The sequence below is a fragment of the Actinospica sp. genome, assembly GCF_035552695.1.
Taxonomy (GTDB): domain Bacteria; phylum Actinomycetota; class Actinomycetes; order Streptomycetales; family Catenulisporaceae; genus Actinospica.
On sequence record NZ_DASZKT010000183.1, the window covers coordinates 1 to 26158 of the forward strand.

At 70.5% G+C, this 26158-nt stretch carries 25 protein-coding genes and 1 pseudogene; 7 read left to right on the plus strand and 19 right to left on the minus strand.

Translation table 11 applies throughout. The features are described 5' to 3' along the window. From VG296_RS21235 to VG296_RS21245, 3 genes are all read right to left on the minus strand, one after another. On the minus strand, positions 1-1261 hold a 1261-nt coding region (locus VG296_RS21235), incomplete at its 3' end, for an ABC transporter substrate-binding protein (protein ID WP_325568266.1). 34 nt (positions 1262-1295) lie between these two features. Next, positions 1296-3473 carry a hypothetical protein gene (locus VG296_RS21240; RefSeq protein ID WP_325568268.1) on the minus strand — a complete coding sequence of 726 codons (2178 nt, stop codon included), beginning with the start codon at positions 3471-3473 and terminating at the stop codon, positions 1296-1298. 265 nt (positions 3474-3738) lie between these two features. Continuing rightward, positions 3739-4566, minus strand: coding sequence for an SAM-dependent methyltransferase (locus VG296_RS21245; RefSeq protein WP_325568270.1), 828 nt, complete (start codon positions 4564-4566; stop codon positions 3739-3741). Positions 4567-4622: 56 nt separating this feature from the next. On the opposite strand from VG296_RS21245, the gene VG296_RS21250 reads away from it, so the two are divergent. Continuing rightward, positions 4623-5582: a hypothetical protein gene (locus VG296_RS21250; protein WP_325568272.1), complete on the plus strand. Its 960-nt coding sequence runs from the start codon at positions 4623-4625 to the stop codon at positions 5580-5582. A gap of 115 nt (positions 5583-5697) precedes the next feature. Further along, positions 5698-6546 carry an SDR family NAD(P)-dependent oxidoreductase gene (locus tag VG296_RS21255; protein WP_325568274.1) on the plus strand — a complete coding sequence of 283 codons (849 nt, stop codon included), beginning with the start codon at positions 5698-5700 and terminating at the stop codon, positions 6544-6546. A gap of 14 nt (positions 6547-6560) precedes the next feature. Here VG296_RS21255 and VG296_RS21260 read toward each other — a convergent pair whose 3' ends face one another. Continuing rightward, positions 6561-7643 (minus strand): MGDG synthase family glycosyltransferase, encoded by a 1083-nt coding sequence (locus VG296_RS21260; RefSeq protein ID WP_414641117.1) that lies wholly within the window; start codon positions 7641-7643, stop codon positions 6561-6563. A 32-nt stretch (positions 7644-7675) separates the two neighbouring features. Between VG296_RS21260 and VG296_RS21265 the strand changes: the two genes are divergently transcribed. Continuing rightward, on the plus strand, positions 7676-8575 hold the full coding sequence (locus VG296_RS21265; protein ID WP_325568278.1) for a DMT family transporter: 900 nt from the start codon (positions 7676-7678) through the stop codon (positions 8573-8575). A 111-nt stretch (positions 8576-8686) separates the two neighbouring features. Next, a complete protein-coding gene (locus VG296_RS21270; RefSeq protein WP_325568282.1) occupies positions 8687-9559 on the plus strand; it encodes a hypothetical protein in 873 nt (290 codons plus the stop codon). A gap of 1 nt (position 9560) precedes the next feature. Here VG296_RS21270 and VG296_RS21275 read toward each other — a convergent pair whose 3' ends face one another. The 10 genes and pseudogenes from VG296_RS21275 to VG296_RS33285 form a co-directional block, all read right to left on the minus strand. Then, positions 9561-12281 (minus strand): hypothetical protein, encoded by a 2721-nt coding sequence (locus VG296_RS21275; protein WP_325568284.1) that lies wholly within the window; start codon positions 12279-12281, stop codon positions 9561-9563. Between the two features lie 160 nt (positions 12282-12441). Then, positions 12442-13167, minus strand: coding sequence for a response regulator (locus VG296_RS21280; RefSeq protein ID WP_414641116.1), 726 nt, complete (start codon positions 13165-13167; stop codon positions 12442-12444). After that, on the minus strand, positions 13137-14360 hold the full coding sequence (locus VG296_RS21285) for a sensor histidine kinase (protein ID WP_325568288.1): 1224 nt from the start codon (positions 14358-14360) through the stop codon (positions 13137-13139). Before VG296_RS21285 ends, VG296_RS21280 begins: the two co-directional genes overlap by 31 nt. A gap of 121 nt (positions 14361-14481) precedes the next feature. Next, positions 14482-14997: a hypothetical protein gene (locus VG296_RS21290; RefSeq protein ID WP_325568290.1), complete on the minus strand. Its 516-nt coding sequence runs from the start codon at positions 14995-14997 to the stop codon at positions 14482-14484. Between the two features lie 94 nt (positions 14998-15091). Then, entirely contained in the window at positions 15092-15724 is a 633-nt protein-coding gene (locus VG296_RS21295; RefSeq protein WP_325568292.1) for a hypothetical protein, read from the minus strand. 152 nt (positions 15725-15876) lie between these two features. Continuing rightward, positions 15877-17331, minus strand: coding sequence for an SPFH domain-containing protein (locus VG296_RS21300; RefSeq protein ID WP_325568294.1), 1455 nt, complete (start codon positions 17329-17331; stop codon positions 15877-15879). 141 nt (positions 17332-17472) lie between these two features. After that, a complete protein-coding gene (locus VG296_RS21305; RefSeq protein ID WP_325568296.1) occupies positions 17473-17667 on the minus strand; it encodes a hypothetical protein in 195 nt (64 codons plus the stop codon). 25 nt (positions 17668-17692) lie between these two features. Next, positions 17693-17920 (minus strand): zf-HC2 domain-containing protein, encoded by a 228-nt coding sequence (locus VG296_RS21310; protein WP_325568297.1) that lies wholly within the window; start codon positions 17918-17920, stop codon positions 17693-17695. A 78-nt stretch (positions 17921-17998) separates the two neighbouring features. Further along, a complete protein-coding gene (locus VG296_RS33280; RefSeq protein ID WP_414641118.1) occupies positions 17999-18304 on the minus strand; it encodes an RNA polymerase sigma factor in 306 nt (101 codons plus the stop codon). Between the two features lie 104 nt (positions 18305-18408). Next, a pseudogene (locus tag VG296_RS33285) lies at positions 18409-18606 on the minus strand (RNA polymerase sigma factor); the annotation flags it as partial. Positions 18607-18755: 149 nt separating this feature from the next. Here VG296_RS33285 and VG296_RS21315 point away from each other — a divergent pair. Further along, entirely contained in the window at positions 18756-19307 is a 552-nt protein-coding gene (locus VG296_RS21315; protein WP_325568299.1) for a hypothetical protein, read from the plus strand. A gap of 221 nt (positions 19308-19528) precedes the next feature. Here VG296_RS21315 and ilvC read toward each other — a convergent pair whose 3' ends face one another. After that, positions 19529-20527 (minus strand): ketol-acid reductoisomerase, encoded by a 999-nt coding sequence (gene ilvC / locus VG296_RS21320; RefSeq protein ID WP_325568301.1) that lies wholly within the window; start codon positions 20525-20527, stop codon positions 19529-19531. Between the two features lie 17 nt (positions 20528-20544). Beyond that, positions 20545-21753 carry a helix-turn-helix domain-containing protein gene (locus VG296_RS21325; RefSeq protein ID WP_325568303.1) on the minus strand — a complete coding sequence of 403 codons (1209 nt, stop codon included), beginning with the start codon at positions 21751-21753 and terminating at the stop codon, positions 20545-20547. A 157-nt stretch (positions 21754-21910) separates the two neighbouring features. Between VG296_RS21325 and VG296_RS21330 the strand changes: the two genes are divergently transcribed. After that, a complete protein-coding gene (locus VG296_RS21330; RefSeq protein ID WP_325568305.1) occupies positions 21911-22366 on the plus strand; it encodes a MarR family winged helix-turn-helix transcriptional regulator in 456 nt (151 codons plus the stop codon). Here the strand turns inward: VG296_RS21330 and VG296_RS21335 are convergent, their stop codons facing one another. Both VG296_RS21335 and VG296_RS21340 read right to left on the minus strand, forming a co-directional pair. Then, entirely contained in the window at positions 22367-23773 is a 1407-nt protein-coding gene (locus VG296_RS21335; RefSeq protein WP_325568307.1) for a GMC family oxidoreductase, read from the minus strand. A 99-nt stretch (positions 23774-23872) separates the two neighbouring features. Beyond that, entirely contained in the window at positions 23873-24328 is a 456-nt protein-coding gene (locus VG296_RS21340; RefSeq protein ID WP_325568309.1) for a MarR family winged helix-turn-helix transcriptional regulator, read from the minus strand. 140 nt (positions 24329-24468) lie between these two features. Between VG296_RS21340 and VG296_RS21345 the strand changes: the two genes are divergently transcribed. Continuing rightward, on the plus strand, positions 24469-25620 hold the full coding sequence (locus VG296_RS21345; protein WP_325568311.1) for a glycosyltransferase: 1152 nt from the start codon (positions 24469-24471) through the stop codon (positions 25618-25620). Positions 25621-25693: 73 nt separating this feature from the next. Here VG296_RS21345 and VG296_RS21350 read toward each other — a convergent pair. After that, on the minus strand, positions 25694-26158 hold a 465-nt coding region (locus VG296_RS21350; RefSeq protein WP_325568313.1), incomplete at its 5' end, for an aldo/keto reductase.

Genomic DNA, 26158 nt, shown 5'->3' on the forward strand with positions numbered 1-26158 from the left:
CCTGGGACTGCCAGGTGGACAGGTTCGAGCTGAGCTGGCCGGGTTTCTGTACGAAGTTGATCAACGCGGTGTTCGCCGTGTTCTGCAGCGCGTCGGTCGAGTCCCGGTTGAAGAACTGGGTCAGCTGGGGGGCCGCGGCCAGCTGCGCCTTGCCCTTCTCGACCAGCTGCGTATTCGGCGTGGCCGCCTTCGGATTGGCCGGGATGACCGCACCGGAGGAGGTCTGCGTCCACAGGTTCTGTGCCGTGGGCGTCGCCATCCAGGTCATGAAGTCAAGCACGGCCGGGGCGTTGTGGGTGCGGGAACTCGCGATGAGCCCGTCGGTCGGCCCCTCCTCGACGTCAGGGACCGACGGATCGATGACAGGGAACTTGAAGAAGTCGAGGTCGTCGAGCGAGCCCTTCGGCACCGCGTCGGCGAAGAAGGTACCGGTCAGCAGCATGCCGCACTGGCCCTGGATCAGCTGGTTCGACGCCTCCTGCCAGCTGACCGCGGTGCCGTTCGGGTCGAAGTACGGCAGCACCTGCTTCCAGGCGTTGAAGACGTCGACCACCTTCGAGTCGGTGAAGCTGTGCTTGCCCTGAAGCAGTTCCCGGTGATACTCGGCGCCGTTGAGCCGGATGTCGAGGTAGTCGAACCAGGCCGATGCCACCCACGCCGTGCCGGTGCCCGCGCCGAGCCCGATCGGGGTGACGCCCTTGGCCTTGATGGTGGAGCAGACGTTCAGGAAATCAGACCACGTCTTCGGCTCGCCGAGTCCCCACTTGGCGAACTGGGACTTGCGGTAGAACACGCCCCACCAGTAGTAGTCGGTGGGCACGAAGATCTGCTTGCCGGAGGCGTCCGTGCTCAGCGTCTTGAGAGCGGACTGGTAGTTGGACATGGTCTTCCACACCTGGCTGACGTCGAGCAGCAGCCCGCGCGCCGAGTAGTGGTCGGCGTCGGAGCCCGCGTACCACGTGTAGATGTCCGGCGGGTTCGCGGACGTCAGATACGTCGGCAGCAGCGGCTGGTACGTGGTGGCCGCCACGGTGTTGAGCTTCACTGAGTACTTGCTCTGCTTGCTGTACGCGGCGACCAGAGACTGCATCGCCTTCTCCGCCAGCGGCGATGAGAGGTCTGATTGGAGCGTGACCGCACCGCCCTGCTGGGACGAGCTACCGGTCGTGGTCGCCGTGGCGCAGCCGCCGAGCGCGACACCCGCGCCGAGGGCCCCCGCCCCGGCCAGCAGGCCGCGGCGGGAGAGGGTGTAGCTGGACATTGATGACTCCCGAAGATGGAGGGGGTTGCGGTGCTCAGAGCTGAATCAGATGAACCTGTCCGTCGATCCCGCGGTATGAGATCCAGGCGGAACCGTTGTCACCGGCCGCGGCGCCGAACGCGCCGTTGAAGTCGTCGCTGGTGAACTCGCCGCGCTTGAACCAGCCGCTCCACGAGCCGGAGGTCAGGTTGTCCTCCCAGACCGTGTAGTCCGACGCGCGGACGAACAGGTAGACCCGGCCCAGCGTTTCGAGCAGCGTCGGGCTGTCGCTGACGGTGCCGCCGAGGCTGGTCCAGCCCGACCACCGGCCCGCGCTCGCGGACGTGTTCAGCCAGACGCCGTCGTCGTTCGCGCGGATCGCGACGTACGTGGTCGTCCCATCCGTCACCGCGGACGGCCGGCCGTACACGGACAGGCCGGACGGAGTGCCGATGGCGCTCCAGCCGCCGGACGGTGTCAGGGTCCAGATCTGCCCATCGGTTCCGGTCGCGGTCAGAGTCCACGCGTCAGGGCCGGTGTACGCGACGGTCGGAGCGTCGGCGAGGTTGCCGCCGAGCGAGGTCCACGCGCCCCACGTCCCGTTCGCGAACGTGCGCCGGTAGGCGTGTCCGTCGGTCCCGAGGACGAACAGGTCGATCGAACCGTCGGCAGCCGCGTATGCCGCGGGCTGCCCGACGACGCGTCCGCCGACCGGTCCGCCGAGCGAGGTCCACGTGCCTGACCAGGCGCCCGAGGCGTTCGTGGTCTGCTCCTCGAGCTCGCCATACGCTCCACGGACGAACGCCGCCGAATCGGCATCGTTCACCCGGGCAAGCGCCGGATCCGCGGTCGCCGCACCACCGAGGCTGGATCCCGGAAGCGCATCCGTCCCACTGAGCAGCAGCATCACCGAGCCGTCGGCGGGCACCGTCGTCGTGTACGAGCCCGTATACGATCCGAGATCCGTCCGCGCCGCGAGGTCCCGCACCGCGACGTTGCCGGAAAGCCCCGCGTCAGCGAACTGCACGGACATGCTCTGTGCCGCACTCGACCGATTGAGAAGCACAACCGCGCGCCGCCCGCTCCCCGACAAGACCTTGCTGTAAACGGTCCCGGAAGACGGGGAGTCGATCGCGACGCCCTGAACATCCAGCGGATCCTGGTCCACAGCGAGGATCTCAGGGTTCTCCAGCGTGGAGAGCATGCTCGCGGAGAGGGTGCGCGGATCCGAGCCGAGCATCAGCGGCGAGGCCATCTCCGCCCACATCTCGAACTGCGCGTCGGACTGCGTCTCGTTGAGTTCGTAGCCGCCGCCGGACAGCTGCCGCATCGGAATGAGGTAGTCCGGGTCGTTGTAGTGCCCGGGCCCCTCCGCCTCGGGATGCGCCTCGTTGTCGTCGATGTTGCGCAGGACGTCGGCGAACTCACCTGCGGTCGGGGTCCCGAAGGCTATGTCCGTGTCCGTACGCCAGGAGTCCGCGATCGTCGGCCCGAAGGTGTAGTTGTTCCAGGCGTCGTACGCGGCCGGATTCGGCTCACCCCAGTCCGCGGTCAGCGGATTGCACAGGTTGAGCAGCATCTTCCGGCCGGACTTGGCGACCGCCTGGCTGAACTGCGCGAAGGCCGGTCCCGGGTTCGTGTCCTCGGCGATTCCGCACAGGAAGTCGACCTTGACCGCATCCATGCGCCAGGCCGCGAACTGGTCCGCGTCCTGCTGGTAGTAGCCGCCGCTGCCGAGTCCACAGTTCACGCCGTTGTACACGCCCGCGTCGGTGTAGATGCCGACCTTCAGCCCGCGCGCGTGCAGCCAGGACACCAGGGCGGGAATCCCGTCCGGGAACTCGCTCGGGTTCGCGACCAACTCGCCCTGCGCATTGCGCGGCGTCGACGCCTGCCAACCGCCGTCGAGCCAGACGTAGTTGTATCCGGCCTGAGCCAAGCCGCTGCTGAGCAGGAAGTTCGCGACGCTCTCCACAGTGGCCTGCGTCGGCGCCCCGGTTCCGTAGTAGGTGTTCCACCCCATATAAGGGGTCGGATCCAGCCCGCTGTCGTGGTACGCGGGCGAGCCCGCGGCGTGCCGAGCGGGCGTGACCGCCGTCGCGGCACTCGCGTTACTCGTGATTTTCGTGGTCTTGGCCGTATTCGCGGTACTCGCGATATTCGCAGTGCTTGCGGAGGCGGCCTGCACCGACGGCCCGATCGCCGTCGCGGCGGCGACCAACGTCGCCGTCACCCAACGCCGCCCGGCGCCCGTCATTGGACGCCCACGCCGTGCGCGGAACGAATCTGACATGCCCTCGTATCTCCGTCGTCGTTGACTGCTGGGAGCAGGGACGACGGTGCCGCATCCGGACGGCCGCGTCAAGGATTATTACTAATTAATGTTTTCTTCGCGCCGTCGAGAGCGGGGCATAGCGGACGAAAGTGGCATGAAGAAGGGTTGGAGAGCGCTCTCCAGGACGGCGTGCGTCATGCCGCCGTTCGACGCTGACTCGCCATCAGGGGTTCGGGACGCGGGCGAGCACGCCGTAGGTGCGCAGGATGGGGGCGAGCTCGGCGTCGGGCTCGGGGAGCCACTTGTCGACGGTCACGAGGCCGGGCGGCTGGATTTCGAGGCCGCCGAGCCAGGAGGCGATCAGTTCGGGCTCGCGGTTGATGAACGGGACACTCGTCGAACGCTGATAGTCGGCGAGCATCTCGTCCTGCTCGCCCGGGTGGCGCAGGTCGGGCGCGGCGTGCGAGAGGGCGAGGTAGCTGCCGGGGGCGAGGACGCCCGTGTAGCCGGCGACGATCCGGTCGGGATGATCGCTGTCGGGGATGAAGTGCAGCACCGCGTTCATCAGCACCGCGACGGGCCTGGTGAAGTCGAGCGTCGCGCGGGTGAGCGGGTGGTCGAGCACGGCCTCGGGGCGACGCAGGTCGGCGAGGATCGCGACCGCGCCGGGGACGTCCGCGAGCAGGTGCCGGGCGTGCGCGATGGCGACCTGGTCGATGTCGACGTAGACGACTTTCGCCTCCGGGTTCTCGTCGAGCACGACCTCGTGCACATTGCCGACCGTCGGCACGCCGGAGCCCAGGTCGAGGAACTGGTCGACGCCGAGCGGACCGGCCAGGTGGCGCGCGACGCGGCCGAGGAACGCGCGGTTCGCGCGGATCGCCGCGGTCAGCGTCGGCATCGCGGCCGCGGCACGACGCCCCACCTCGCGGTCGGCCTCGAAGTTCTGGCTGCCGCCGAGCCAGAAGTCGTAGATCCTGGCTGGGCTGGGCTTCTCGGGGTCTACCTCGGGCAGGGAAAGGGCGAGTTCTGCGGCCTCGATCGAATCCACAAGCTGCACGATACAACCAGTTGCCAAGAATCCTTCTCAGGCCCTAGGTTCTGCGCGTGACCGAGAGTGGGGGGCGCTCGACGCCCGAGCAGCCGGAACAGCCCGAACATGACGCGGACTTCGAGGCCCAGTTCGCTCAGCTGGTGAAGGACGTCGAGCAGGGCCGCAAGGCCGCGGCCGAGGAGCCCTCCGCCCGGGCCCGGATGCTCGCGTCGAAATGGCGCGAGCAGCCGCCGCCGAGCACGCCGTGGCGCGGCGACGCGCCGTCGTTCGGCCATGCCGCCGCCGAGCCGGAGAGGCCGGAGTGGCCCGAGAGGCGACGGGTCTGGCCGCGCAACCTGGCGATCGCGATCATCGTCGGGGCCGTGGCGGTCGGCGTCGTCCAGACGATGCGGCAGAAGGACGCGCACGGCACGTCGCCGGCAGCCAACGCGAACCGGAACGCGAACGCCGACTCGACGCCGTCCGCCTCGCCGCGCGGCACGGCGTCCGCCACGGGCGCGGCCTCGGGCACAGTGTCGCAGATCCCTGTCTCGCAGCTGTTCCCGCAGACGGTGCACGGCACGAATGGCGCCGTGTACACGCTCGTCACCGCCGGGGGCCTCAACAACTGCGTCAACTCGGACATGGTGGCCCCGACACTCGCGGGACTGTTCGCGCAGAGCAACGGCTGCATAGGCGGCGAGGGCGCGCTGTATAAGGACGCAGCGAAAGACCAGTTCAACATGACGATCTTCACGCTGAAGGACCCTGCGGACGTCGTCAGCATCGTGACCGACCTCACGATGGACCCGAGCGACTTCGAGGTCGGCGCGCTGCAACCGCCCGCCGGCTCGGGCCTCACGGCACTCTCGGCCAGCAGCGGGATCATCCAGCAGTTCGCCGGCTCCGGCCACTACCTCGGCGTCTTCATGGCGCAGTGGTCGGACGGCCACGCCTCCGACTACGCGAGCCTGCAGAAGCTGCTCGACCCGCTGCAGACCGCGGTCTCGACGACGATGAACCGCACACACTGACGGCTGGCGACCGGCGATAGGCGATAGGCGGCCGGCGGCGGCTGCCCGGTCAGCCGACGGCCGGGCAATGCCGTTCGACGAGCGCGTTCACCACGATGGTGGCAGGCTGAAACGCATGGCAGTACTGCCCCACGCGGAGACCGGAACCGAGGACGATCGGTCGCACAGTCGCTCGAGGCACGCGGCCGCACCGCCGGCTCATCCCGCCCCCGAGTCCGCGAGGAGCGTGGCGCTGGTGACCGGGGCCTCCTCGGGTATCGGCGCGGCCATCGCCCGTTCGCTGGCCGCCCAAGGCCGCTGGACGCTGCTGGTCGCCGGGCGCGACCCCGAGCGGGTGGCCAGGGTCGCCGCGGAGACCGACGGGACTCCGCTGGTCAACGACCTCTCAACCCCCGACGGCGTCCGCCGGCTGGTGCGCAGTGCGGTGGACGCGGCCCAGCGCATCGACCTGCTGGTCGCCTCCGCGGGCGTCGGCTGGGCCGGGCCCTTCGTGACCATGCCGACGAGCGCGGTCGACGACGTGCTCACCGTCGATCTCACCGCGGTCGTCCAGCTGGTCCGGCTGGTACTGCCGCACATGCTGCTCCAACGCCGCGGCCATCTGGTGCTGATCGGCTCGGTGGCCGGCTGCCTCGGCGTCGAGGGGGAGGCGGTGTACTCGGCGGCGAAGGCCGGTCTCGGCGCGTTCGCCGACGCGCTGCGCTATGAGCTGCGGGGAACCAGTGTCCGGGTGACGCACGTGGTGCCCGGCGTCGTCGACACTCCGTTCTTCGCGCACCGCGGCGTGCCCTACAGCCGCCGCGTGCCGCGGCCGATTCCGCCGGAGCGGGTCGCGCGCGCGGCGCTGCGGGCGATCGACCGCGGCAGCCGGGAGGTATTCGTGCCGCGCTGGTTCCGTATTCCGGCCGGTCTCAGGGCACTGGCTCCGGCCGCCTACCGGCAGCTGGCCGCCCGATTCGGCTGATGTCGCGCCGCCCGTCAGCCGTCGAGCATCGATTCGAGGGGACGGATGACGTCCGCCTCGAGCAGCGTGCGGCCCGCGACCACGCGCCGGGCGCGCAGCGCGCCGTCACGGGTGAGGCGGCCGAGCGCTGCCAGCAGCTCCGCCTCCGTGGTCGCGTAGTCGCTCAGCCCGAGTTCGGCCATCCGGCGGACGCCCTCGACGCCGTGACCCGGGATCGGACGCCAGCCGACCACCGGCACACCGACGGCGAGCGCCTGCAGAGCCGTCTGGCCTGCGGCGTTGTCGAGCAGCGCGTCCGACGCGGCGAGCAGGCCCGGCATGTCGTCCACCCAGCCGAGCGCCGCCGTCCCCGGCACCTCGGCGAGCCGTCGGCGCAGGCGCTCGTCGCGGCCGCAGAGCACGACCGGGCGGTAACCCTCGGCGCGCAGCACGTCCGCCGTCCGCGCGAAGCCGCTGCCAGCGCCCCATGCGCCCGCCGACATCAGGACCGTGGCACGCGGGCCGCCGAAGCGCTCTCGCCAATGCGCCGCACCGGGCGGACTCGGCCGGAATCGGTCGGGCACCAGCGGCCCGTAGACGGTGGCGGGCCGGTCGAGCACGCAGCGCGCCTGTTCCGCGTCGGCGTCGGTGAGGCACAACGTGAGATCATTGCCCGGATGCAGCCATTGGCGGTGCACGGCGAAGTCGGTCACGAGCGTCGCGCACGGTACCGCGAGCCGACCCCGCGCCCGGGCACGCCCGGTGAGCTGGGCGGCGAGGTGGAACAGCGAGACGACGGCGTCGCTCCGGCTGCGGGCGACGGCGTCGAGCAGCCGTCCCTCGGCGAGCGCGGCGAGCGGTGTACTGCCCGGCCGGGGCCCGCCGCCGTGCCGGAAGAACGCCGCGTAGATTCCGGAGTAGACGAATGGGGCGCGCCGGATGATCAGATGGTAGAAGCCACGCACGCCGCCGCCGATCGGCCCGGGCAGCAGGTCCAGCACGTCCGCGCGCACGGTCTCGTGGCCCGCGGCACGCAGCCGCCGGGACAGTTCGTCGCAGGCCGCGTCGTGCCCGGCGCCCATGCGCGCGCTCAGCAGCAGGAAGCGGCTCACGCCGATCAGCTTCGCACGATCTTGACGTCAGGTTGCGGATGAACGCGCTCTCCGTGGTGACGGCCCTGCTGTCCGCGCTCTCGAACGGGGCGTCCTTGGTGCTGCAGCGCCGGGCGTCGGTCGGACTCAAGCCCGTGGCCGGCCGAGGGCCGCGCGTCATCCTGGCGCGTCTGGCCCAGCCGCTCGCCCGCGTGACCTGGTGGGGCGGCGCGGCGGCGACCATCCTGTCGGCTGCCTTCCAGGTGATCGCGCTCGACAGCGGACAGCTCTCGGTCGTGCAGCCGCTGCTCGCGTCGGAACTGCTCTTCACCCTGCTGCTCGGCTCGATCGTCTTCCACCGCAGGCCGAGCCGTGCGCTGTGGATGGCGTTCGTGATGCTCGCCGGAGGTCTGGCGATCTTCCTCATCGCGGCCTCGCCGTCCGGGGGGACCGGCCACGCGCACGGGGTACGTTGGCTGGCCGTCGGCGTCGCGCTGTCGTCCACGGTCGCGGTGCTCGTGCTGGTGGCGCTCCGTGTGCACGGCACGGTGCGCGCGGCCGTGCTGGGCGCCGCGACGGCCGTGTGCTTTTCCGCCACCGCCGCGCTCATCAAGGAGGTCACGCGGCGTTTTCCCGGCGGCGCGCAGGCGGTGTTGACGACGTGGCACACGTACGCCGCCGCGATCGTCGGCGTGCTCAGCGTGCTGCTGTTGCAGTGGACGCTGCGGGCCGGGAGCCTGGCCGGTTCGCAGCCCGCGCTGACGCTCGGCGACGCGATGCTGAGCGTCGCGCTCGGCGTGGTGCTGTTCGGCGAGAGCATCGACCTCGGCTGGCACGTGGTGATCGAGCTCGCCGGGATCGGCCTGATGGCTTTCGGCGTGCTCGGCCTGGCCGGTGCGCACGTCATCGCACCCGACTCCGCGACCCTGGACGAGGCGGAACCGGCACGCGGCGGCTGACGGGCTCGGCGAACGCGACGGACCCGACGGACGATCGGCGAATCTTCGATCTTTACGCGGCCGTCACAGGCGGTGTCCGATCATGCAACGTTGCGCATCCACTCTGGGAGCATGACGTCACGCAACTCGGGCCGGCACCACCGGCATCTCGTGGAACTCGCTTCACTGCTCGCGACGGCCGGGCTGGCCGACGCGTTCGCCGATGTGTTCGGGCTTCGGCGGCACGGCGCGACCGTGCTCATCGTGCTCGGCATCGCACTGGTCGTCGGGACCGTCGGCCACCACATCTGGCTACGCCGCACGGACCACGCTCCTCCCGCCAAGACCCGTGCCCCGCTCGCGTCGGCCATGCCTACCTCCGACGTGCTCGCAGCGTCGATCGAGGGCGCGTCGGCCGACAGCGTGCCGACCGACGAAACCTCGGTCGGAGTGTTCTGGCGGCTGCGCACCGAGGTCGACAACACTCCGGGCCGCCTCGCGGTGCTGGCCGGAGCGCTCGCCGCCGCCGGGGCGAACATCCAGGCCCTCGGCGTGCACCCGGCGCCCGCCGGAGTCATCGACGAGTTCCTCATCGAGGCATCCGAGGACACCTCCGCCGAACGCATCTGCGCCGCGGTCAACGCCGTCGGCGGACGCAACACCCACGCGGTGCCGGCCGACGTGTTCGCGCTGCTCGACGCGCCGACGTACGCGCTGGAACTGGCCGGCCGCCTCGTCCGCAATCACGACGCGCTCGACGCCGTCCTCACCGACCTGCTCGATGCGGACAGCGTGACGGTCGGTGCCGCCGACCCCGGCGCGCCAGGCGCCCGGATCGACGGCACGACCCTGATGCTGCAGAGCTCCGACGGCACCACGTGCACCGCCGTGCGCCCCTACATGCCGTTCACCGCCACTGAACTCTCCCGCGCCCGCGCGCTCCTCGAGCTGATGGCCACGTGCTCGGCGCGGTCCACGGAAGCTACTTCTACTTCATCTACTTAACCTACTTAACAGTGAAGTCGTCGACCAGCAGGTACGTGCCGGACTCCTTCACCACCGTGATCGTGTGCTTGCCGGAGGCCAGGACCTGGCTGGTGAAGAGCGTCTGCTGAGCGTGCCGCGTGGACGCGTTGGCGTTGAACGTGCCCTGATTGACGCCGTCCACGAGCACTTCGAAGGTGCCCTCGTCCGAGTTCGTCTCCGTGGCGAACGAGACCTGGGTGCCTTGGAAGGTCAGTGTTGCCTGATCTCCGTTGGTCGACGTGTAGTGCACGCCGTCCTGGTAGTCGCCGTCACCGCGGAAGCCGCTGTCCGACCAAGTTCCGGTGTAGGCGATCGCGAGGCTGTCGTCGTCGGTGACGCCTGCCGTAGCCGGTCCCTGCCCGCTCGTCGGACCCGCGGCCTGCATGATCTGCTGGGCCGCCGACGGCCACACCCCACCTGTGGCAATCGTCGCCTGGTTGAAGGTGATGCCGGTGCCGTTGTTGTTGTAGGTGGAGTTGTCCGAGTAGTTGTCGTGGATGTCGATGTTGTTGATCGTCGGCGTCCACATGCCGATCCAGTCGTCTCCGCCGAACTCGGCGACGTTGTTGTAGGTGTTCCAGCAGGAACTGCCCTCGTCCTGATAGAGCATGTTGTTCGTGTCGTTGCCATCGGCCACGATGTTTCCGGCCAGCACGCTCGTCTGCTGGCAAGGAGCGCTCGCCACGCCGGTGCCCAGACCCTGGCCGCCGTTGGTGTAGATCGGGCCGCCGTCGTGCAGAATGCCCATCACGCTGTGGATGAAGTTGCCCGTGATCTGGTTGCCGCCGGCGTAGTCGGTGCCGTGCCGACAGGGCGTCGAAAGACCCTGTTTCGCCTGCAGCGTGCAGTCGGACTGCCATCCCCAGCCCCAGCCGAGCGAGATGCCGGAGTACGGGGTGTATCCGATGTCGTTGTTGCTGATCGTGGCGCTCGCGGTGTAGCCGGCCCAGACGCCGACCGCGTCGTGGTAGTCCTGGCCGACGTGTTGGATCAGGTTCTGCGTGACGACGTCTCCGCTGGTCATGAGCTTGGTGTCGGCGAGGTAGTAGTCATCCACCTCGCCGAGCAGCACTCCCCCGGCGGACACGTCGGTGATCTGATCGCCGCTGATGGTCGAGTTCTGCGTTCCATCGGCGTAGTCGATCGCGGCGCCGCCGAGGTGGTCGAGGACGTCGTTGTCGAACTGCACGTCGTTGCCACGATGCACCTGCACGGCCGCGGGGATCAGCTGCGGCGTGGTGGTGCCCGGCGCCCACAGCACGCCCGCCTGGTTGTCGATGTAGCCGGTGCTGTCCGGCTGCGTCCAGGTGGTGCCGGTGAACGTGATCCCGTCGAACTGGATGTTGTGTACGGGAGCGACCGGGTCCGGCGTCACCGTGTAGGCATTGACGAGCAGGTACTGGCCGCCGGTCTTGACGAGCTTGACCGTGTGCGCACCCTGACTTAGGCCACTGATGTCGACGATCGGCTGCTGGGCAACGCGCGTGCTGCTTGAGGCGTTGACGGTCTCGGTCTTGGTTCCATCCACGTAGACGTCGACGGTGCCCTCGTCCGAGTACGTCTCGCTGAGCACCTGGATACCGGTGCCGGTGAACGTGAACGTCGCCGAGTCGCCGTTCGTGGCCGAGTACTCGACAGCGTTGCCGAGGTCGCCGTAGGGACGTCCGGAGCTCACCGCCCACGAGCCGGAGTAGCTGACGCCGGAGGCGTTGTAGAGCTGCGGCGCGAGATGCCCGGGCGTGCCGGACAGGTCGACGAGCTCCTGCTGTTCGGGCAGCTCGACGTCGGCGGTCGTCATGCTCTGCCCGGAGAGCGGGATGTAGTACAGGTACCCGGCGCTGCTGTCGAGGTAGAACTGCCCGGGCTGGGTGAGCAGCTGGTACGCGTTCTCGATCCGGCTGATGCCGTTGAGCGCGGGCAGACCCGAGCCGTTGAACGGGAAGCCGGCGTTCGGCACGTTGGTGTTGTTGTTCGCGAAGCAGGTCGGGCTCACGTTCAGGCTCGAGCCGCCGGACGAGGTCTTGGTGATGCTCGAGAGCGGACAGCGCATCTGCTTCCAGTCGTTGTCGTCCACGATCTGGATCCGGCTCTGGTTCGTGAACGAGGCGTAGGAGGAGTCCGCGGTGACGAAGCTGGACCCGGACAGGGTGAATCCGGACGGATTCAGGGCACTGCGAGCTCGCTGGGCCCGGGCGCCGTTGACGAACAGCTGGCTGCTCTGCGTTCCGGCGGGGACCGCGGCGCGGTAGATGCCCTTGGACGAGTCGTACTCGCTCCAGCCGGTCACGTGCGCGGCACCCGTGATCACCGGAGTCTGGCCGGAAACGGCCTGGTAGACCACGTTGTGGCCGTTCTGGCCCGAATCCTGCGGGCCGAGCTGGAACGTGGAGGCCAGCTGGTACGTGCCGCCGAGCAGCTCCACATCGATGTCGCCGCTCATCGACGGAGCCAGGGTCCTGACTTCGGTACGGGCCTGGTCGAGGGAGCACGGCGCGGCGAGCGAGCAGGTCGTGCCCTGACCGGTGGGAGAGACGTAGAGCGCGGCGGCGACCTGGGGCTGAGCACTCTGCGACGTCGTGGAGCTCGGGGCGGACGCGGCGGCGAGTGCGGTCGGTGTGCCGAAGAGTAGGGCGACGGCGCCGGTGGCGGCCGCGGCGACCGCCCACCTCGTGCGCCGGCGTGGGTATGTGGGAACAGACATGAGCACCTCAAAGATCCAGACAGCATTGGCCGGTTCGAGTATTGCTCCGATGAAACGGTCGAATTCCGCGTCGAATAAGCGGATCCGCGCGGAGGAGACTAGAAGTACATCCGATGTCTGTCAATCGGATGCGGCCGCGCGGCCGATGGAAGAGGTCTGATCAGCCGGCGGGGCCGGTGAGGTGGTGGCGGTAGGCGTAGCGCACGGCCTGGGCGCGGTCGCGGGCGCCGATCTTCGCGAAGATCCGGTTGACGTGCGTCTTCACGGTCGCCGGGCTGACCACGAGGTGCGCGCAGATCTGCGCGTTGGACAGGCCGTCGGCGATCAGCGCGAGCACCTCGGCCTCCCGCGGGGTCAACCCGTCGGGCAGCTCGTCCGACCTCTGATCGTCGCCCTTCGTCTTCGCGGGCGCCTCGCCGGGGTAAAGGGCCGCGGTGACGAGGCGCTCCTGGACGACCGGGTCGAGCCAGGTCCGCCCCTCGTGCACGTTGCGGATCGCCGTCTCCACCTGATCGCTATCAGAGTCCTTAGTCAGGTAGCCGCGCGCGCCCGCCCGCAGCGCCGGGAAGACCGAGTCGTCATCCGCGTACGTGGTCAGCACCAGAACCCTGCACTCCGGGATGCGCTCGCGCAGCGCGGCGGTCGCGGCCGTGCCGTCGAGCACGGGCATGGTCAGGTCCATGAGCACCACGTCGGGCCGCGACTCCTCGGCCAGCCGGACGGCCTCGGCGCCGTCGCGGGCCGCTCCGACCACCTCGATTCCGTCGAGCATGCCGATCAGCAGCACCAGCCCGTCGCGCACCACCCGCTGGTCGTCGACGATCAGCACCCTGATGGACGTTTCTCCGGCCTCGGTCACGCCCGGACCTCCATACGCACGATCCATCCGTCCTTCGTAGGGCCGGCGGCGACGCTCCCGCCGACCTCGGCCAGCCGCTCGCGCAGTCCGACCAGGCCGAGACCCGAGCCGTTGACCAGCGGCGCGGGCACCGGAGCGGATTCCGGCCGCCGATCCTCGACGGTCAGCACCGTGGCGTCGTCCTCGTAGTGCAGGACAACGCACGCCGTGGCGCCCTGCGCGTAACGCACGACGTTCGTCAACGCCTCCTGCACGCCTCGGTAGAGGGCCATTCCGGCATCCGTGGGGAGGTCGCGCGCGGTTCCCTTGCTGGTCAGCGTCACATCGAGCCCCAGGTCGTCGCGGTAGCGCTCGATCAGCTCGGTCAGCCGGTCCACGGTCGGCACCCCTTCGCCGCGCAACGCGCCGACGGCCCGGCGCGCCTCCGACATACCGTCCTTGACCAGCCGCCCGGAGCGTTCGATCACCTCGCGAAGGGCCTCATCGGTGTCCGGGCGACGCGCCATCCGCCGAGCCGCCTCGAGCTGGATGGCCAGGCCGGAGAGCGACTGCGCGAGCACGTCGTGCAGGTCCTGCGCGATCCGGGTGCGCTCGGCCATCGCGGCCGCCGCGGCCTCGGCCTCCTTGGCGTCCTCGAGCTGGGCGAGCAGCAGTTCGGCCCGGTCGGTCGCCAGCCCGGCCTGCCGCATGCACCAGGCCATCGCCGCGAGCACCGCGCAGAAGAGCACCTGGGTGAACGCGTCGGTCCCGCTCCGTCCGGCCCCGACCAGATCGGCGACGAACAGGCCCGCCGTGATGCCGCTGCCGAGCACGAGAGCCGTGGCCGGCTGCAGGAAGAGGAACGCGCACATCACCGCGACCGACGCGGGGAGCGCCGAGATGCCGTTCGACTGCTGCGCGGCCAGCGCGATGCCGGACACACCGATGATCAGCGGCAGCGCCGCACACTCGGCCGGGGTCTCCAGCGGCCAGCGGTGGGCCGCGGCCGCCGCCATCGGCAGCAGGCAGCCGACCAGCGCGATCGACACCCCGAGCCCGGTCCCCGACCAGCCGGCGGCCGGCGTTCCACGCAGCGTCGCGATCAGCACGCACAGCACGACCGCCCAGAGCACCGGGCGAAGCCGGGCGCTCCACAGGTCCTTCCGGTCCCGCGCCCCGGCCATGGCCAGGGCGAGCCGTGGGCTGACCGCCGCGGGTGCCTGGCCGGGTGCCGAGGTCATGGACTGAATGATAGGTGCTGGTGCGCGGCGCGGCGTACCGAGCACCGATCCGGATCCGCGGGTGCGGATCCGGATCGGCGGGCCGGGCGAGCCCGGGTCGAGCGAGTCGGCGACCACGGGATCAGGCCCGCACGAGCCTGCCGACCTCGCTCTGCTGCGCACGGGCCCGGATCCGGATGGTGACCAGCCGCACGATCACCTGGGCGAGCGCCATCAGCAGCAGCGCCGCGGTCCACGCGTCGGACCCGGTGATCGAGTTGCTGCGGGAGAAGTCGGCGATCGCGTGCGCCCCGCTGTGCGTGGCCGAGTACTCGAACCCGGTGCGCGCGGCCATGCCCGCCACCCAGAGCACTGCCGCGACGACGCCGGCCTTGGCGACCAGGAAGCCCTCGCGGTCCCTGATGAAGCGGGTGGTCAGCCCGCATGCCGCGCCGAGCAGCGCGCCGGCCCCGACGCACACGACGTACAGCGGCACGTCGTGCCCCTGCGTCGGCACGGACTTGAGGTAGTAGGCCGCGGCCGCCGCGACCAGCACCACCGGCAGCACGAGATTCCGGATGGTGAGCCGGGTCCCGCGGATCTGCGGAACGACGAGAAGGATCAGAGCTGCGGCGATGAGGTAATCCGTAGTGGTCATGCTTCGAGGATCCTTTTCCGGCGCTCCGAAATCGTCGGCCAGCGGGTTGGCCCGGGGTTGGCTCTTCGCGTAAACCCGTGGGTTGGCGCGGCCGCTACCTGGCCGAGCGGCGGCCGCGGCGGGCGGCGCGGCGCTGGTCGATGCGCTCGTGCCGAGAGCCGGTCGGGGCCCAGGCGGGGCTGTCCGTGGGAGTCGGAGCGGAGGTGCGGATGGGCGGGCCGTACGTGGTGGGGCCGGCCTGCGGGGATCCGACGACGGACGGGGCCTCGGCGCCGGACATGCGCATCGCCGTGACGACGCTCTGCGCGGCGAAGCTCAGGGCGAGCGAGAGCAGGATCGGGCCGAGGCCGTCGGCTGCCTTGTGGCCGGTCGCGCCGGCGAAGCCGGCCAGCACGCCGCGGACGACGAGCAGCGCGCCCCAGAGGTAGAGCGTGTACTTGGACCCGGCCCGCCACCAGCGGCCGTCGCTCTCCCGCCACACCCGGATCGTGCTGCCGCGCCAGAAGCCGAGGCCGATCGAGAACACCGCGCCGACCAGGATGAACCCGAGGTCCGCGCCGGACTTCCAGGTGGAGACCGGGGTGTCCTTGATGCCGAAGTAGCCCATCAGCAACGGGGCCAGCACCAGCAGCCTCGTCTTGACCGGGGCCGGCCGCACCTGCTTGGCCAGGATCCAGATCACGGCGGCGGCGATGAGCAGGATGTTCGCCGCTGTGTTGACATTCATGTGGGTTCCTTCCGGACGCTGTCGCGGCGTGATCCGCCGGCTGCCGCCCAAGCTAGGCCCACGGTCGCGGCGTGATCGTCAACCCGCGGGTTGGCCCCGGGTGGAGTTCGCCCCGGGGCCGACCGTGTCCGGATACTGTTTATCTACTGGTGTTACTTGACTTCGATGGGGACCTGCTGCGCCGGGTGGTGGTTGTCGTTCGGCGCCGCGGCCGCCTCGCCCGGCTCCTGCTTCATCGAGGCGAGCAGCTGACGGGCCAGGCCAAGGCCGGTGCCGCCCATCGTCAGGGCCCTGGCGAGCATGTCGCTGACGCCGTCGGCGCCGTTGAGCACGACCATGTGGTCCACGCTGGCGAACGCGTCGGCGCCGGCCTTGACGATCGCCGGCCAGTTCTCGGCCAGCTCCTGCGCGATGACGGCTTCCTGGTTCTCGGCGAGTGCCGCGGCACGCGCCTTGATCGCGTCGGCCTCGGCCAGTCCCTGGGCCCTGGCGGACTCCGCCTCGGCCAGACCCTTCGCCTTGGCGGCGGCCGCCTCGGCCTCACCGGTCGCGCGCGTCGCCTCGGCGCTCGCCAGACCGCGCGCCCGGGTGGCGGAGGCGTCGGCTTCGGCCTCCGCCTTCACCCGCATCGCGTTCGCGCCGGCCCGCAGCTCGGTCTCCCGTGCCGAGGCCTCGGCCTCGTGCACCTTCGATTCGCGCTGCGCCTGAGCGAGCGTCACCGTCTTGTACGCCTCGGCGTCGGCGGGCTTGCGCACCTCCATCTGCAGCTGCTGCTCGCGCTTGTCCGCCTCCAGTTCGGCGACCTTGGTCTCCTGCACCACGACTTCCTGGCGCGAGGCGGCCTCGGCCAGCGGACCCGCCAGCTTCGCGCGGGCCTGGGCCTGATCGACCTCGGCCTGGTAGCCGGCCTGCTGGATGTTGGCGTTGCGCATCGCCTCGGCCTTGCGCGCGTTCGCCTCAGCCTCCGCCTCGGTGGCCGCCCGCTCGGCGGCGGCCTGCGCGATCCGGGCGTCCCGCTGCACCGCCGCGGTGTGCGGCGCGGCCAGGGCCTTGATATAGCCGGTCGGGTCCTCGATCTCCTGGACCTGCAGCGAGTCGATGGTCAGCCCCAGCTTCTCCATCTCGTGCCCGCTGGTGGCCCGGGTCTGCTCGGTCAGCCGCTCCCGGTCCCTGATCATCTCCTCGACGGTCAGGTTGCCCACGATCGAGCGCAGGTGTCCGGCGAGGATGTTGTGCACCCGCGCGTTCATGTTCTTCTGCTGGTCGAGGAACCGGCGGGCGGCGTTCGCGATGGACACCAGGTCGTCGCCCACCTTGAAGATGACGACGCCCTTGACGTGCACCGGGATGCCCTGCTTGGTCACGCAGTCCACGGCCAGGTCCGCCTCGTTGAGGTCCAGCGAGAGCCTGCGCACCACCTGGACCCCGGGCAGCACGAACGTGCCCCGGCCGGTCACGATCCGGAAGCCCATCCCCTCGTCCACGCCGTCCACCCGGTGCTTGGCGCCCGAGATGAGCAGCGCCTGGTTGGGCTCGGCCACCCGCCACATCGCCTTGAACAGGACGACGAGGATCAACACCCCGCCGACCGCTACGACGGCGATCATCAGTGCCAACGGCACTTGAGGTCACTTCCCCCTGCTGTAGAAGGGTTCTTCGACCCGTTGTCGAAGTTCCCGTCCTACGGTGTACACCCGCGGACGTTCCAGTGCGAGAGTGCGTGGCGTGTCTCGTACGTCACACTGGCGTCAGAGCGCTGAAACGTACACCGTACGCGGCGGGTGGTACTCCATGACGACGACGATCGCGCCGACCGGGATCTGCTCGCCGGTGTCCGCCGCGTACGCCATGAAGGCCTCGGCACCCCCGCGGACCCGCACCATCACCTCGCCGACCAGGCCCGGCGCGATCCGCCCGGTCACCCGCCCCTGGAATCCGACCACTGCGATGCTTCTCCCTGTCAGTGCACTATTTCGAGTTTCCGGGGTCGTCCTGCCGGCGTCGGTAGAGCGCCATCAGGTCACTGCGAGCCTCCGGCGCGAGATCCTCGGGTTCGACGCGGGCCGCCGTCCGCCGGACGAGGCGGATCTGCGCGAAGTACTCCCCGCAGTGCGGGCAGCCGGCCAGGTGGCGTTCCAGCGCGGCGCGCGGCGCGGGCTCGAGGGCGCCGTCCAGGTAGGCGGTGACGAGTTCCACCGCCTCGCGGCAGACGATCTCGGCGGACGCCGGGCCGGCCGAGCCGCGGCGCGCGCCACGGCGTGAACCAGGTTCGCTTCACGGCGTCGCCACCTCCTGTTCGAGAATCGCCCGGATCCTGGCGCGACCCCGGTGCAGCAGCACCCGTTGATTGCCCTCGGTCTGCTCCAGGATGCGGCACACCTCGGCCGGCGTCGGCCCCTCCAGGTCGCGCAGTGTAACAATCCGTTGCTGGCTCTCCGGAAGCCGGGTGATCGCGGCCCGGACCCGCTCGACGAGTTCGGCGTCGTTCTCCCGCCTCGGCGTCCGCGAAGGGCGAGCGCGGTTGCGACCAGCCGCCGTCCGGCCCGAAGCGCGCCGGGTCCACTGTCGATGCGTCCGGATCGGTCGGGTCGACCGGGATCAGCCGGCCCTCCCGCGCGGCGAGCGTGCGGGCCCGGTTGGCGCAGATCTGGAAGAGCCGGGTGCGGCAGCGAGGCCCGCCCCTGGAAGCCGTCGAGGCCGCGCAGCAGCCCCGGCCAGGTCTCCTGGGCTATGCCCTCGGCGAGCTCGGCCCGCGGAGTGAAGGAGCGCGCGAATCGGGTCAGCCTGGTGTGGTACCGATCCACCCGCACGGTGAACGCGTCCTGATCGCCCTTGCGCAATCGGACCACGAGCTCGGTGTCGCTCTCCACGTCGGCAAGCATACGGCAGCGTCCCTTTGCCGCCGTTCGGTGACAGCCGCGGAATTCTCGGCCGCGGACTGTAACGCCGGGCCGGGAGCCGGGACTACACGTGCGTCAGATCCGACCCCGCTGTACCCCGACGAAACTCACTCGAGGAGTGACGCATCACCATGTCCATCCGCCGCTTCAGCCTGCCCACCAGCGCCCTGTTCATCGGCGGCGCCGCACTCGCACTGGGAGTGGCTCCCGTGGCCGAGGCCGCGTCCGCCTCGTCCCCCGCCGCCGTGCGGTCCGCCTACGGGAGCGCGTCCGACGCGGTGTTCGTGCAGACGGACAACACCGCCGGCAACCAGATCGAGGTCTACCGGCGGGCCGCCGACGGCACGCTCAGCCTGGTCGACGGCTACGCCGCCGGCGGCCTGGGCGGCGCGCTGACCGGCGCCGTCGTGGACCACCTCGCCTCGCGGGACTCGCTCACCTACGACGCCGCGCACGGCCTGCTCTACGCCGTAAACGCGGGCAGCAACACCGTCTCGGTCTTCGCCGTACACGGCACGAACCTGACGCTGCGCCAGGTCGTGTCCTCCGGCGGCTCGCTAACTCCTCGACCGACGCCGGCACCGTCGACGCCGACGCCAGCCCGGACGGACAGAACCTGTACGTGCAGACCGGCGGCACGGGTGTCGTGGACGAGTACGCGATCGCGGCCGACGGCTCGCTGAACGGATCGGCTCGGTCACCGTCGCCGACGCGGCCGGCGGCGAGGATATCGCCGTGGGCTGATCGTCCAGTCCGCTCGTCGCCCTGGCCGTAGCGTGATGCGGCCAGGGCGTCGATTCTTCATAAGACCGCGGCGCACACCGACTGCGCCTCATCCGCGGGTCGCGCCATCCCGGGCAGCAGGACGCGGCGCCGGCCGAGCGCGCGATCGGGCATGGCGGTCTCAGCTCTCCTGGTCCAGCCAGCTCATCATCGGGCGGAGTCTGCGCCCGGTGACCTCGAGCGGATGCTGGGCGTCAGCCTGCTGGTACTTGCGGTAGTTCGGCAGGCCCGCCTTGTACTCGGCCATCCACGTGTCGGCGAAGGAGCCGTCCTGGATCTCGGCGAGCACTTCCTTCATCTCCATCTTGGTGGCGTTGGTGATGATGCGCGGGCCGGTGATGTAGTCGCCCCACTCGGCGGTCTCGGAGATGGACCAGCGCATCTTGCCCAGGCCGCCCTCGTACATCAGGTCGACGATGAGCTTGAGCTCGTGCAAGCACTCGAAGTACGCGATCTCCGGCTGGTATCCGGCCTCGACGAGCGTCTCGAATCCGGCCTTCACCAACGCCGTGGTCCCGCCGGCGAGCACCGCCTGCTCGCCGAACAGGTCGGTCTCGGTCTCCTCGGTGAAGGTGCTCTTGATCACGCCGGCCCGGGTGCCGCCGATCGCCCTGGCATAGGACAGGCCGAGCTGCAGGGCGCCGCCGGTCGCGTCCTGCTCCACGGCGACGATGCACGGCACGCCGAGGCCGGCCTCGTACTGGCGGCGCACCAGGTGGCCGGGTCCCTTGGGCGCGACCATGACGACGTCCACGTTCGCCGGGGGGCCGATGAACTCGTAGCGGATGTTGAAGCCGTGCGCGAAGAACAGCGCGTCCCCGTCCTCGAGATGCGGCGCGACGGACTCCTGGTACACCGTCGCCTGCACCGGATCGGGAATCAGCATCATGATGACGTCCGCCTCGGCCGCTGCCTGCGCCGGGGTGAGTACGCGGAACCCCTGCTCGGCGGCCATTATCCGGGACCGCGAGTCCTCCGGAAGCCCGATGCGCACGTCCGCGCCGGAGTCGCGCAGCGACAGGGCATGGGCGTGTCCCTGGCTGCCGTATCCGAGCACTGCGATCCTGCGGCCTTGGATGACGGACAGGTCGGCGTCGTCGTCGTAGAAGATCTCGCACATGTGTGGGTATGCCTTTCCTAGGTTGTTTTTCGCGCCACCGGGTCCTGCCGCAGCGCGTACAGGGCGAAGACGAGTTCGGTGATGCCGCGCGGCTCGGTGATCGAGCGGCCGGTGTGCTCGGCCAGCCGCCGGAAGCGCAGCCGCACGGTGTTCGGGTGGCAGTACATGCGGCGTGCGGTCTCCTCGGTGGATCCGCCGCAGGCCAACCAGGTCTCCAGGGTTTCCAGCAGGACCTCGCGCTCGGCTTCGGGCAGCACGTCGAGCGGGCCGTACACGTCCGCGGCCAGCCGCCTGGCGATCTCCGGGGCGGCCGCCGCGGCGGAGGCGACGAGATTGTCGTCGAACACCGACACCGCGCAGCCGTCCGCGCGGCCGCTGAGCATCGCGATCTCCGCGTACCGCAGGTGCGCCGCCGTCTGGTACAGATCCTCGTAGACCGGGCTGACGCCGGTTCTGCGCACGGCCTCGCCCTCGAGCACCTCGACGAGTTCGTCGAGCCGCCTGCGCGCCGCCAGTTGGACGATGCCGACGCGGGCGTTCGCGCGCGTGTGCCAGACCGAGTGGATGCCCACCCGGCGCAGCGCCTGCTCCACCCGCGCGCACGGCCGTCCCGCGGCCCCCAGCACCTCCGTGGTCACGACGGCGAACCGGCCGTAGCGCGGCATCCGCAGCACGTCCGCCGTCGCCCGGAGCTTGCCCGCCTCCGCGACCCGGTCGGTCAGCAGGGCCTCGAGCAGGGCCGAGCGTTCCACTTCCGTTGCCCGGAACCGTTCGCCGGTCGCCTCGCGGTGCCCGGCGACGGCCGCCTCGAGCACCCGGTCCTGGATCGCCCAGATCGTGGACGCCGCGGCGACCAGCCCCTCGTGGTCGACCAGGCCGGTGCGCTCCGCCTCGGCGATCAGCAGTTCCCAGACGAACCGCAGGCCCACCCGGTAGCCGGTGACCAGTGTCGTCTCCGGCACCTCCTGCCGGGCCCGGCGACGACCGATCTCCGTGCAGATCGCCGTATCCAGCGGCGTCCGGCCGGTCAGCGCGCCGAGGACGTTGCGCACTTCGAGGGTGCAGGCCTCGCGCAGGTCGTCCATGGGCACGCAGCCGCCGCCGTGGTCGTTGGCGGCCGCGCTGATCCCCTCCGCCTGCGCGTCGCCGAGCTGCCCGGCCTTCTCGAGGAGACCCGCGACGAGCTCGGCAAGGCCGTCGGACGTGTCATCAGTCACGCTGTTCATGGTGATCTTCCCTGTCTCGAGGTGTCGATGTGCCGGATCACAGCATGAGCGCGGCCGTGCTGTGGCTGACCACTTCGGGACCGGAAGCCCGTCCCACGGGTGGCCGAGGGGTGAACAGTCGGTAACTTGCTTGTGCACGCAAGCTACAATTGCCTCTGTGCCCGAACTGGTTCCGCTCTCCCCCGACGAAGAGGTCCTGTGGCGCGCCATGATCCGCGTCATGACGACCCTGCCGCGAGCCCTCGACCACGACCTGCTGCACTCGGCCGGGCTCGCCCTGCACGAGTACGCGGTGCTGCTCAACCTGTCCGAGACCGAGAACCGCGAGATGCGCATGACGGAACTCGCCGCGGCCGTCGCGCTCTCGCCGAGCCGGATGACCCGGCTGGTCGACGATCTCAGGGTGCGCGGCCTGGTGACCAAGTTCCGCGACGCGCAGGACGGCCGCGGCAGCATCGCGCGGCTGACCGACAAGGGTCTCGCGCGCCTCGAGGCCGCGTATCCCGACCATCTGGCCAGCGTGCGCAACCGGGTGCTCGACCATCTCAGTCCCGCGCTGGTCAAGCGGCTCGGCCCGGAGTTCGTGCGGGTCGCCGAGAATCTTGGCACCTGATCAGGCCGCGTAGACGAGCCGGGCGACGCGCTCGGCGAGCATGATCGTGGTGAGCTCCGTACCGCAGGAGGGCACGCCGGGCACGATCGAGGCGTCCACTACGCGGAGCGCCTCGAGGCCCTTGACCGTGCCTCGCGCGTCGACGACCACCCACGCGTCGGCCGGGTCGCCCATCGGGGCGGTCGAGGTCGGCCGGCCGTGCGCGGTGGAACCGGCCACGATCAGCCTGGTCAACTCGTCGTCATCGAGCCCTGTGATGCCGGGCGACGGGGTGCGGCGCAGGAGGTGTGCGAGGCCTGATTGCGCGGCGAGTTCGCGGGCCAGCTTGACCCCGGCGAGCAGCCGGTGCCGGTCGGACACCGTGCCGAGCAGATTGCCGTCGACGACCGGGGCCCGCCGGGGATCGCGGCTCGCCAGCCGCAGCGTGCCGACGGACTCCGGCTGGACCAGCGCGGCGGACAGCGCGAAGGCCCCGCTCGCCGCACCCGCGGCGGCGACCGGCAGCACCGCGGCGAGCACCTGCAGGTCGAGTTCGTCGCGAAAGGCCTCCGGAGAGGCCGTCCACAGCAAGGCCCCGCCGACCGACTCGCCGTCCGGGTGTTCGCGGGAGAGCGGATAGACGTCGCGGAAGACCGGATGGTCCTGCAGGTTCTGGCCGACCGGCAGCGCGGCGACCACGTCGATGCCCAGCACCGCGAGATCCTCCGCCGGCCCCACCCCCGAACGCAGCAGAATCGCGGCACTGCCGTAGGCCCCGGCCGACAGCACGACCTCGTCGGCCCGCAGGACGGTTCCGTCCGCGGTGACCACGCCGGTCGCCGTGTTTCGGCCGAACAGCACGCGGTCGACGATCACGCCGTCGAGCACGGTGAGGTTCGGCCGGGCACGGACCTCGGGCGTGAGATAGAACGTCGCAGCGTCCTGTGGCACTCCGTCCACGGCGATCTCCGGATAGCCGCCGACGCCGCGCTGCTCGGCGCCGTTGAAGTCGGCCACTCGCTTGAAGCCGAGGGCGACGGCCGCCTCGACGAAGCCCCGTTGAGCGGGGGCCGACTCCTCCTCGGCGCGCTGGCGGACCGGCACCGGACCCGAGCGGCCGTGGTAGACGTCCTCGCCGGTGGGGGTGTTCTCCAGGTCCCGGAAGAACGGCAGGACGTCGGCGTACGACCAGTCGGTCAGGCCGTTCTCCACCCATGCGGCGAAGTCGGCGGGCCGGGCGCGCACGGCCGGCCCGGCGCCGGGCGTCGAACCGCCGCGGGCCGGGGGCCTCGGGCCGGCCTGCCGGTCCATCAGGACGACGGTGCGGTCGGGGTGCTCGCTCAGCCGCGCGGCGAGCACCGCACCGGCCGATCCGCCGCCGACGACCACGACGTCGGCGTGCTCGGGCGGGACGCGCGTGCTGGACATGGTGGAGGCCCCCTCCATTTGGTTGCTTGCCTGAGCAATTATCAGCCTGTACTGACTTGCTTTGTCAAACAACTACCTGGCGGGGAAAATGCCGTCCCGTCAGATCTCCAGCTGCTCGGCCACCCGCGCGAGCGCCTGCCCGACGCAGCCGACGACCGCCGGGGTGATGTGGTCGAGGACGCGGCCGTGCGCGCCGGCGAGATGGCCGGCCCGGGCCGCGTCCAGCACGGCGGCCCCCTTGCCGGTGAGCGCGGCGACGTTGCCCCGGCCGTCGGCGATGCTCCGGGTCTTGCCGACCAGGCCGCGTACCCGCAGGTCGTCGACCAGGCGGGTGATCCGGCTCGGGGAGAGCGCGACGGCCGCCGCGAGATCGGCCATCCGCAGTTCGCGGTTGTGCGCCTCGGACAAGGTGAGCAGCACGGCGTATTCGTTGAGCGCCAGCCCGGTGGAGTCGATCAGGTCGGCGTCGAGCGCGCGCGGCAGGGCGGCCGCGATCCGGATCAGGGCGCGCCACAGCACCTCCTCGTCCGGGGAGAGCGGGTGAGGAGTCGACACAGCCCGATTATACTTGCTCAGCAAAGCAATTGCTGAAGGGATTCGCCGCACCGCGACAGTTTGACGGGGTGTCACGCGCTCGAATAACTTGCTGACGAAAGCAACTTTCTCACCTCGTCCTCTCAGCCAAGGCGGTCCTCGTGCGCATACTCTTCTTCGGCAATCCCCTGTTCGGGCACATCATCCCCCAGTTGCCGCTGGCCAGGGCCCTGCGCGACCAGGGACACGCGACCGCGTTCCTCTCGGCCGCGTCCATCGCCGGCCTGCTCGCGTCCGAAGGGCTCGAACATGTCGTGGCGGGGCCAGAGACCTTCCCGGACGTGGTCGCGGAGGTCGAGCGCGGCGTCGGCTTCAGCCTCGTTGAGAAGGGCATCACCCCCGAGACCGAGGCCGAGTTGTTCGCCGGCGCGCGCCTCGACCTCGGCTTCGAGGCCGCCGACGCCGCCGCCCGCGACTGGAAGCCCGATCTGATCGTCGCCGAGGCCTACGACTTCCTCGGGCCGATGGTCGGCGCGGCCCTGGGCGTCCCCGTCGCCACGGTGTCGCTCGGCCCGGCGATCCCGTCCGAGAATGCCGCGGCCATGCGGGTACGCGCCGAGGACCGGCATCGGAGGCACGGCCTGGACGCCCCCACCTCCCACTGGTTCCTGGAGACCTGCCCGCCCAGCCTGCAGTTCGATGATTTTCAGGCCCCTGCGACGCTGCTCCCCATGCGTCCCGAGGCCTACACCGGCGCCACCGTGCGCGCCGATCCGGCTCGGCCGGGCTCCGCGGTGGCCACGGACCGCTCCAGGCCGCGGCTGCTGCTGAGCTTCGGCACGATCTTCGTCTTCCCCGAGGTCATGACGCCGATCGCGCGCGAACTGCTGAAGCAGGATGTGGATATCCGCCTCGCCCTCGGCCCGGCGAAGACGCGCGCGGACTTCGACCTGGACTCGGATCGCGTCGAGTTCGTCGGCTTCACCCCGCTCGAGCGGCTGCTGCACGACGTGGACGCCGTGATCACGGTCGGCGGCGCGGGAACGGTCCTCGGTTCGCTCGCCCACGGCCTTCCGCTGGTGATGACGCCGCTGAACGCGGACCAGCCCCTGCACGCCGGCCGCGCCGCGGCCGCCGGCGCCGGAATCGCCTTCGGCATCGGCCAGGCCGAACCGCGGGCGGTGGCCGAAGCCGTGGCCACCGTGCTCACCGACCCGAGCTACCGCAACGCCGCCCAGCGCGTAGCCGCGGAGATCGCCGCGATGCCCTCCCCCACCCAAGTCGCCGAGAAGCTCATCGCCGACCAGCGCTAAGCGCTGGGGCATTGGGGCGGTGGCGCGGCGCCGCCCCAGCCTCTCAGTATCCTGATTAACTTCCGGCTTTGACCTAGTTCTCGCTGTCGAGCATCCGCATCAGCGCCGGGTCGTACCGAGGCCCGGCCGCCGAATCCCTGGGCACGGCCTTCTCGATCTGCTCCAGGTCGGCGGGCGTGAGCTGGACGTCGAGCGAACCCAGCGCCTCGGTGAGCCGGGTCCGGTTGCGCGCACCGATGAGCGGCACGATGTCCTCGCTCTGCGCCAATACCCACGCGATCGCGATCTGAGCGACGCTCACGCCCTTGGCCTCGGCGATGGACCGCAACTCCTCGACGAGCGAGAGGTTGTGCGCGAGATTCTCGCCCTGGAAACGCGGATAGTGCGTACGCGTGTCCCCGGCACCGGCCGCCTGCTCCGCTCGCCAGTGCCCGCTGATCAGCCCGCGCGAGAGCACGCCATACGCCGTGATCCCGATCCCCAACTCACGCGTCGCCGGCAGGATCGACTCCTCGATCCCGCGCGAGATCAGCGAGTA

Excerpts from the sequence above, each read along its gene's own strand:
- VG296_RS21300 (WP_325568294.1), bottom strand. The coding sequence starts at position 17,331 with ATGATCGCCGTCGTAGCGGTCGGCGGGGTGTTGATCCTCGTCGTCCTG.
- VG296_RS21295 (WP_325568292.1), bottom strand. The coding sequence starts at position 15,724 with ATGAATGTCAACACAGCGGCGAACATCCTGCTCATCGCCGCCGCCGTG.
- VG296_RS21270 (WP_325568282.1), top strand. The coding sequence starts at position 8,687 with ATGACGTCACGCAACTCGGGCCGGCACCACCGGCATCTCGTGGAACTC.
- VG296_RS21265 (WP_325568278.1), top strand. The coding sequence starts at position 7,676 with ATGAACGCGCTCTCCGTGGTGACGGCCCTGCTGTCCGCGCTCTCGAAC.
- VG296_RS21290 (WP_325568290.1), bottom strand. The coding sequence starts at position 14,997 with ATGACCACTACGGATTACCTCATCGCCGCAGCTCTGATCCTTCTCGTC.
- ilvC (WP_325568301.1), bottom strand. The coding sequence starts at position 20,527 with ATGTGCGAGATCTTCTACGACGACGACGCCGACCTGTCCGTCATCCAA.
- VG296_RS21335 (WP_325568307.1), bottom strand. The coding sequence starts at position 23,773 with ATGTCCAGCACGCGCGTCCCGCCCGAGCACGCCGACGTCGTGGTCGTC.
- VG296_RS21275 (WP_325568284.1), bottom strand. The coding sequence starts at position 12,281 with ATGTCTGTTCCCACATACCCACGCCGGCGCACGAGGTGGGCGGTCGCC.
- VG296_RS21280 (WP_414641116.1), bottom strand. The coding sequence starts at position 13,167 with ATGGATCGTGCGTATGGAGGTCCGGGCGTGACCGAGGCCGGAGAAACG.
- VG296_RS21315 (WP_325568299.1), top strand. The coding sequence starts at position 18,756 with ATGTCCATCCGCCGCTTCAGCCTGCCCACCAGCGCCCTGTTCATCGGC.
- VG296_RS21255 (WP_325568274.1), top strand. The coding sequence starts at position 5,698 with ATGGCAGTACTGCCCCACGCGGAGACCGGAACCGAGGACGATCGGTCG.
- VG296_RS21285 (WP_325568288.1), bottom strand. The coding sequence starts at position 14,360 with ATGACCTCGGCACCCGGCCAGGCACCCGCGGCGGTCAGCCCACGGCTC.
- VG296_RS21325 (WP_325568303.1), bottom strand. The coding sequence starts at position 21,753 with ATGAACAGCGTGACTGATGACACGTCCGACGGCCTTGCCGAGCTCGTC.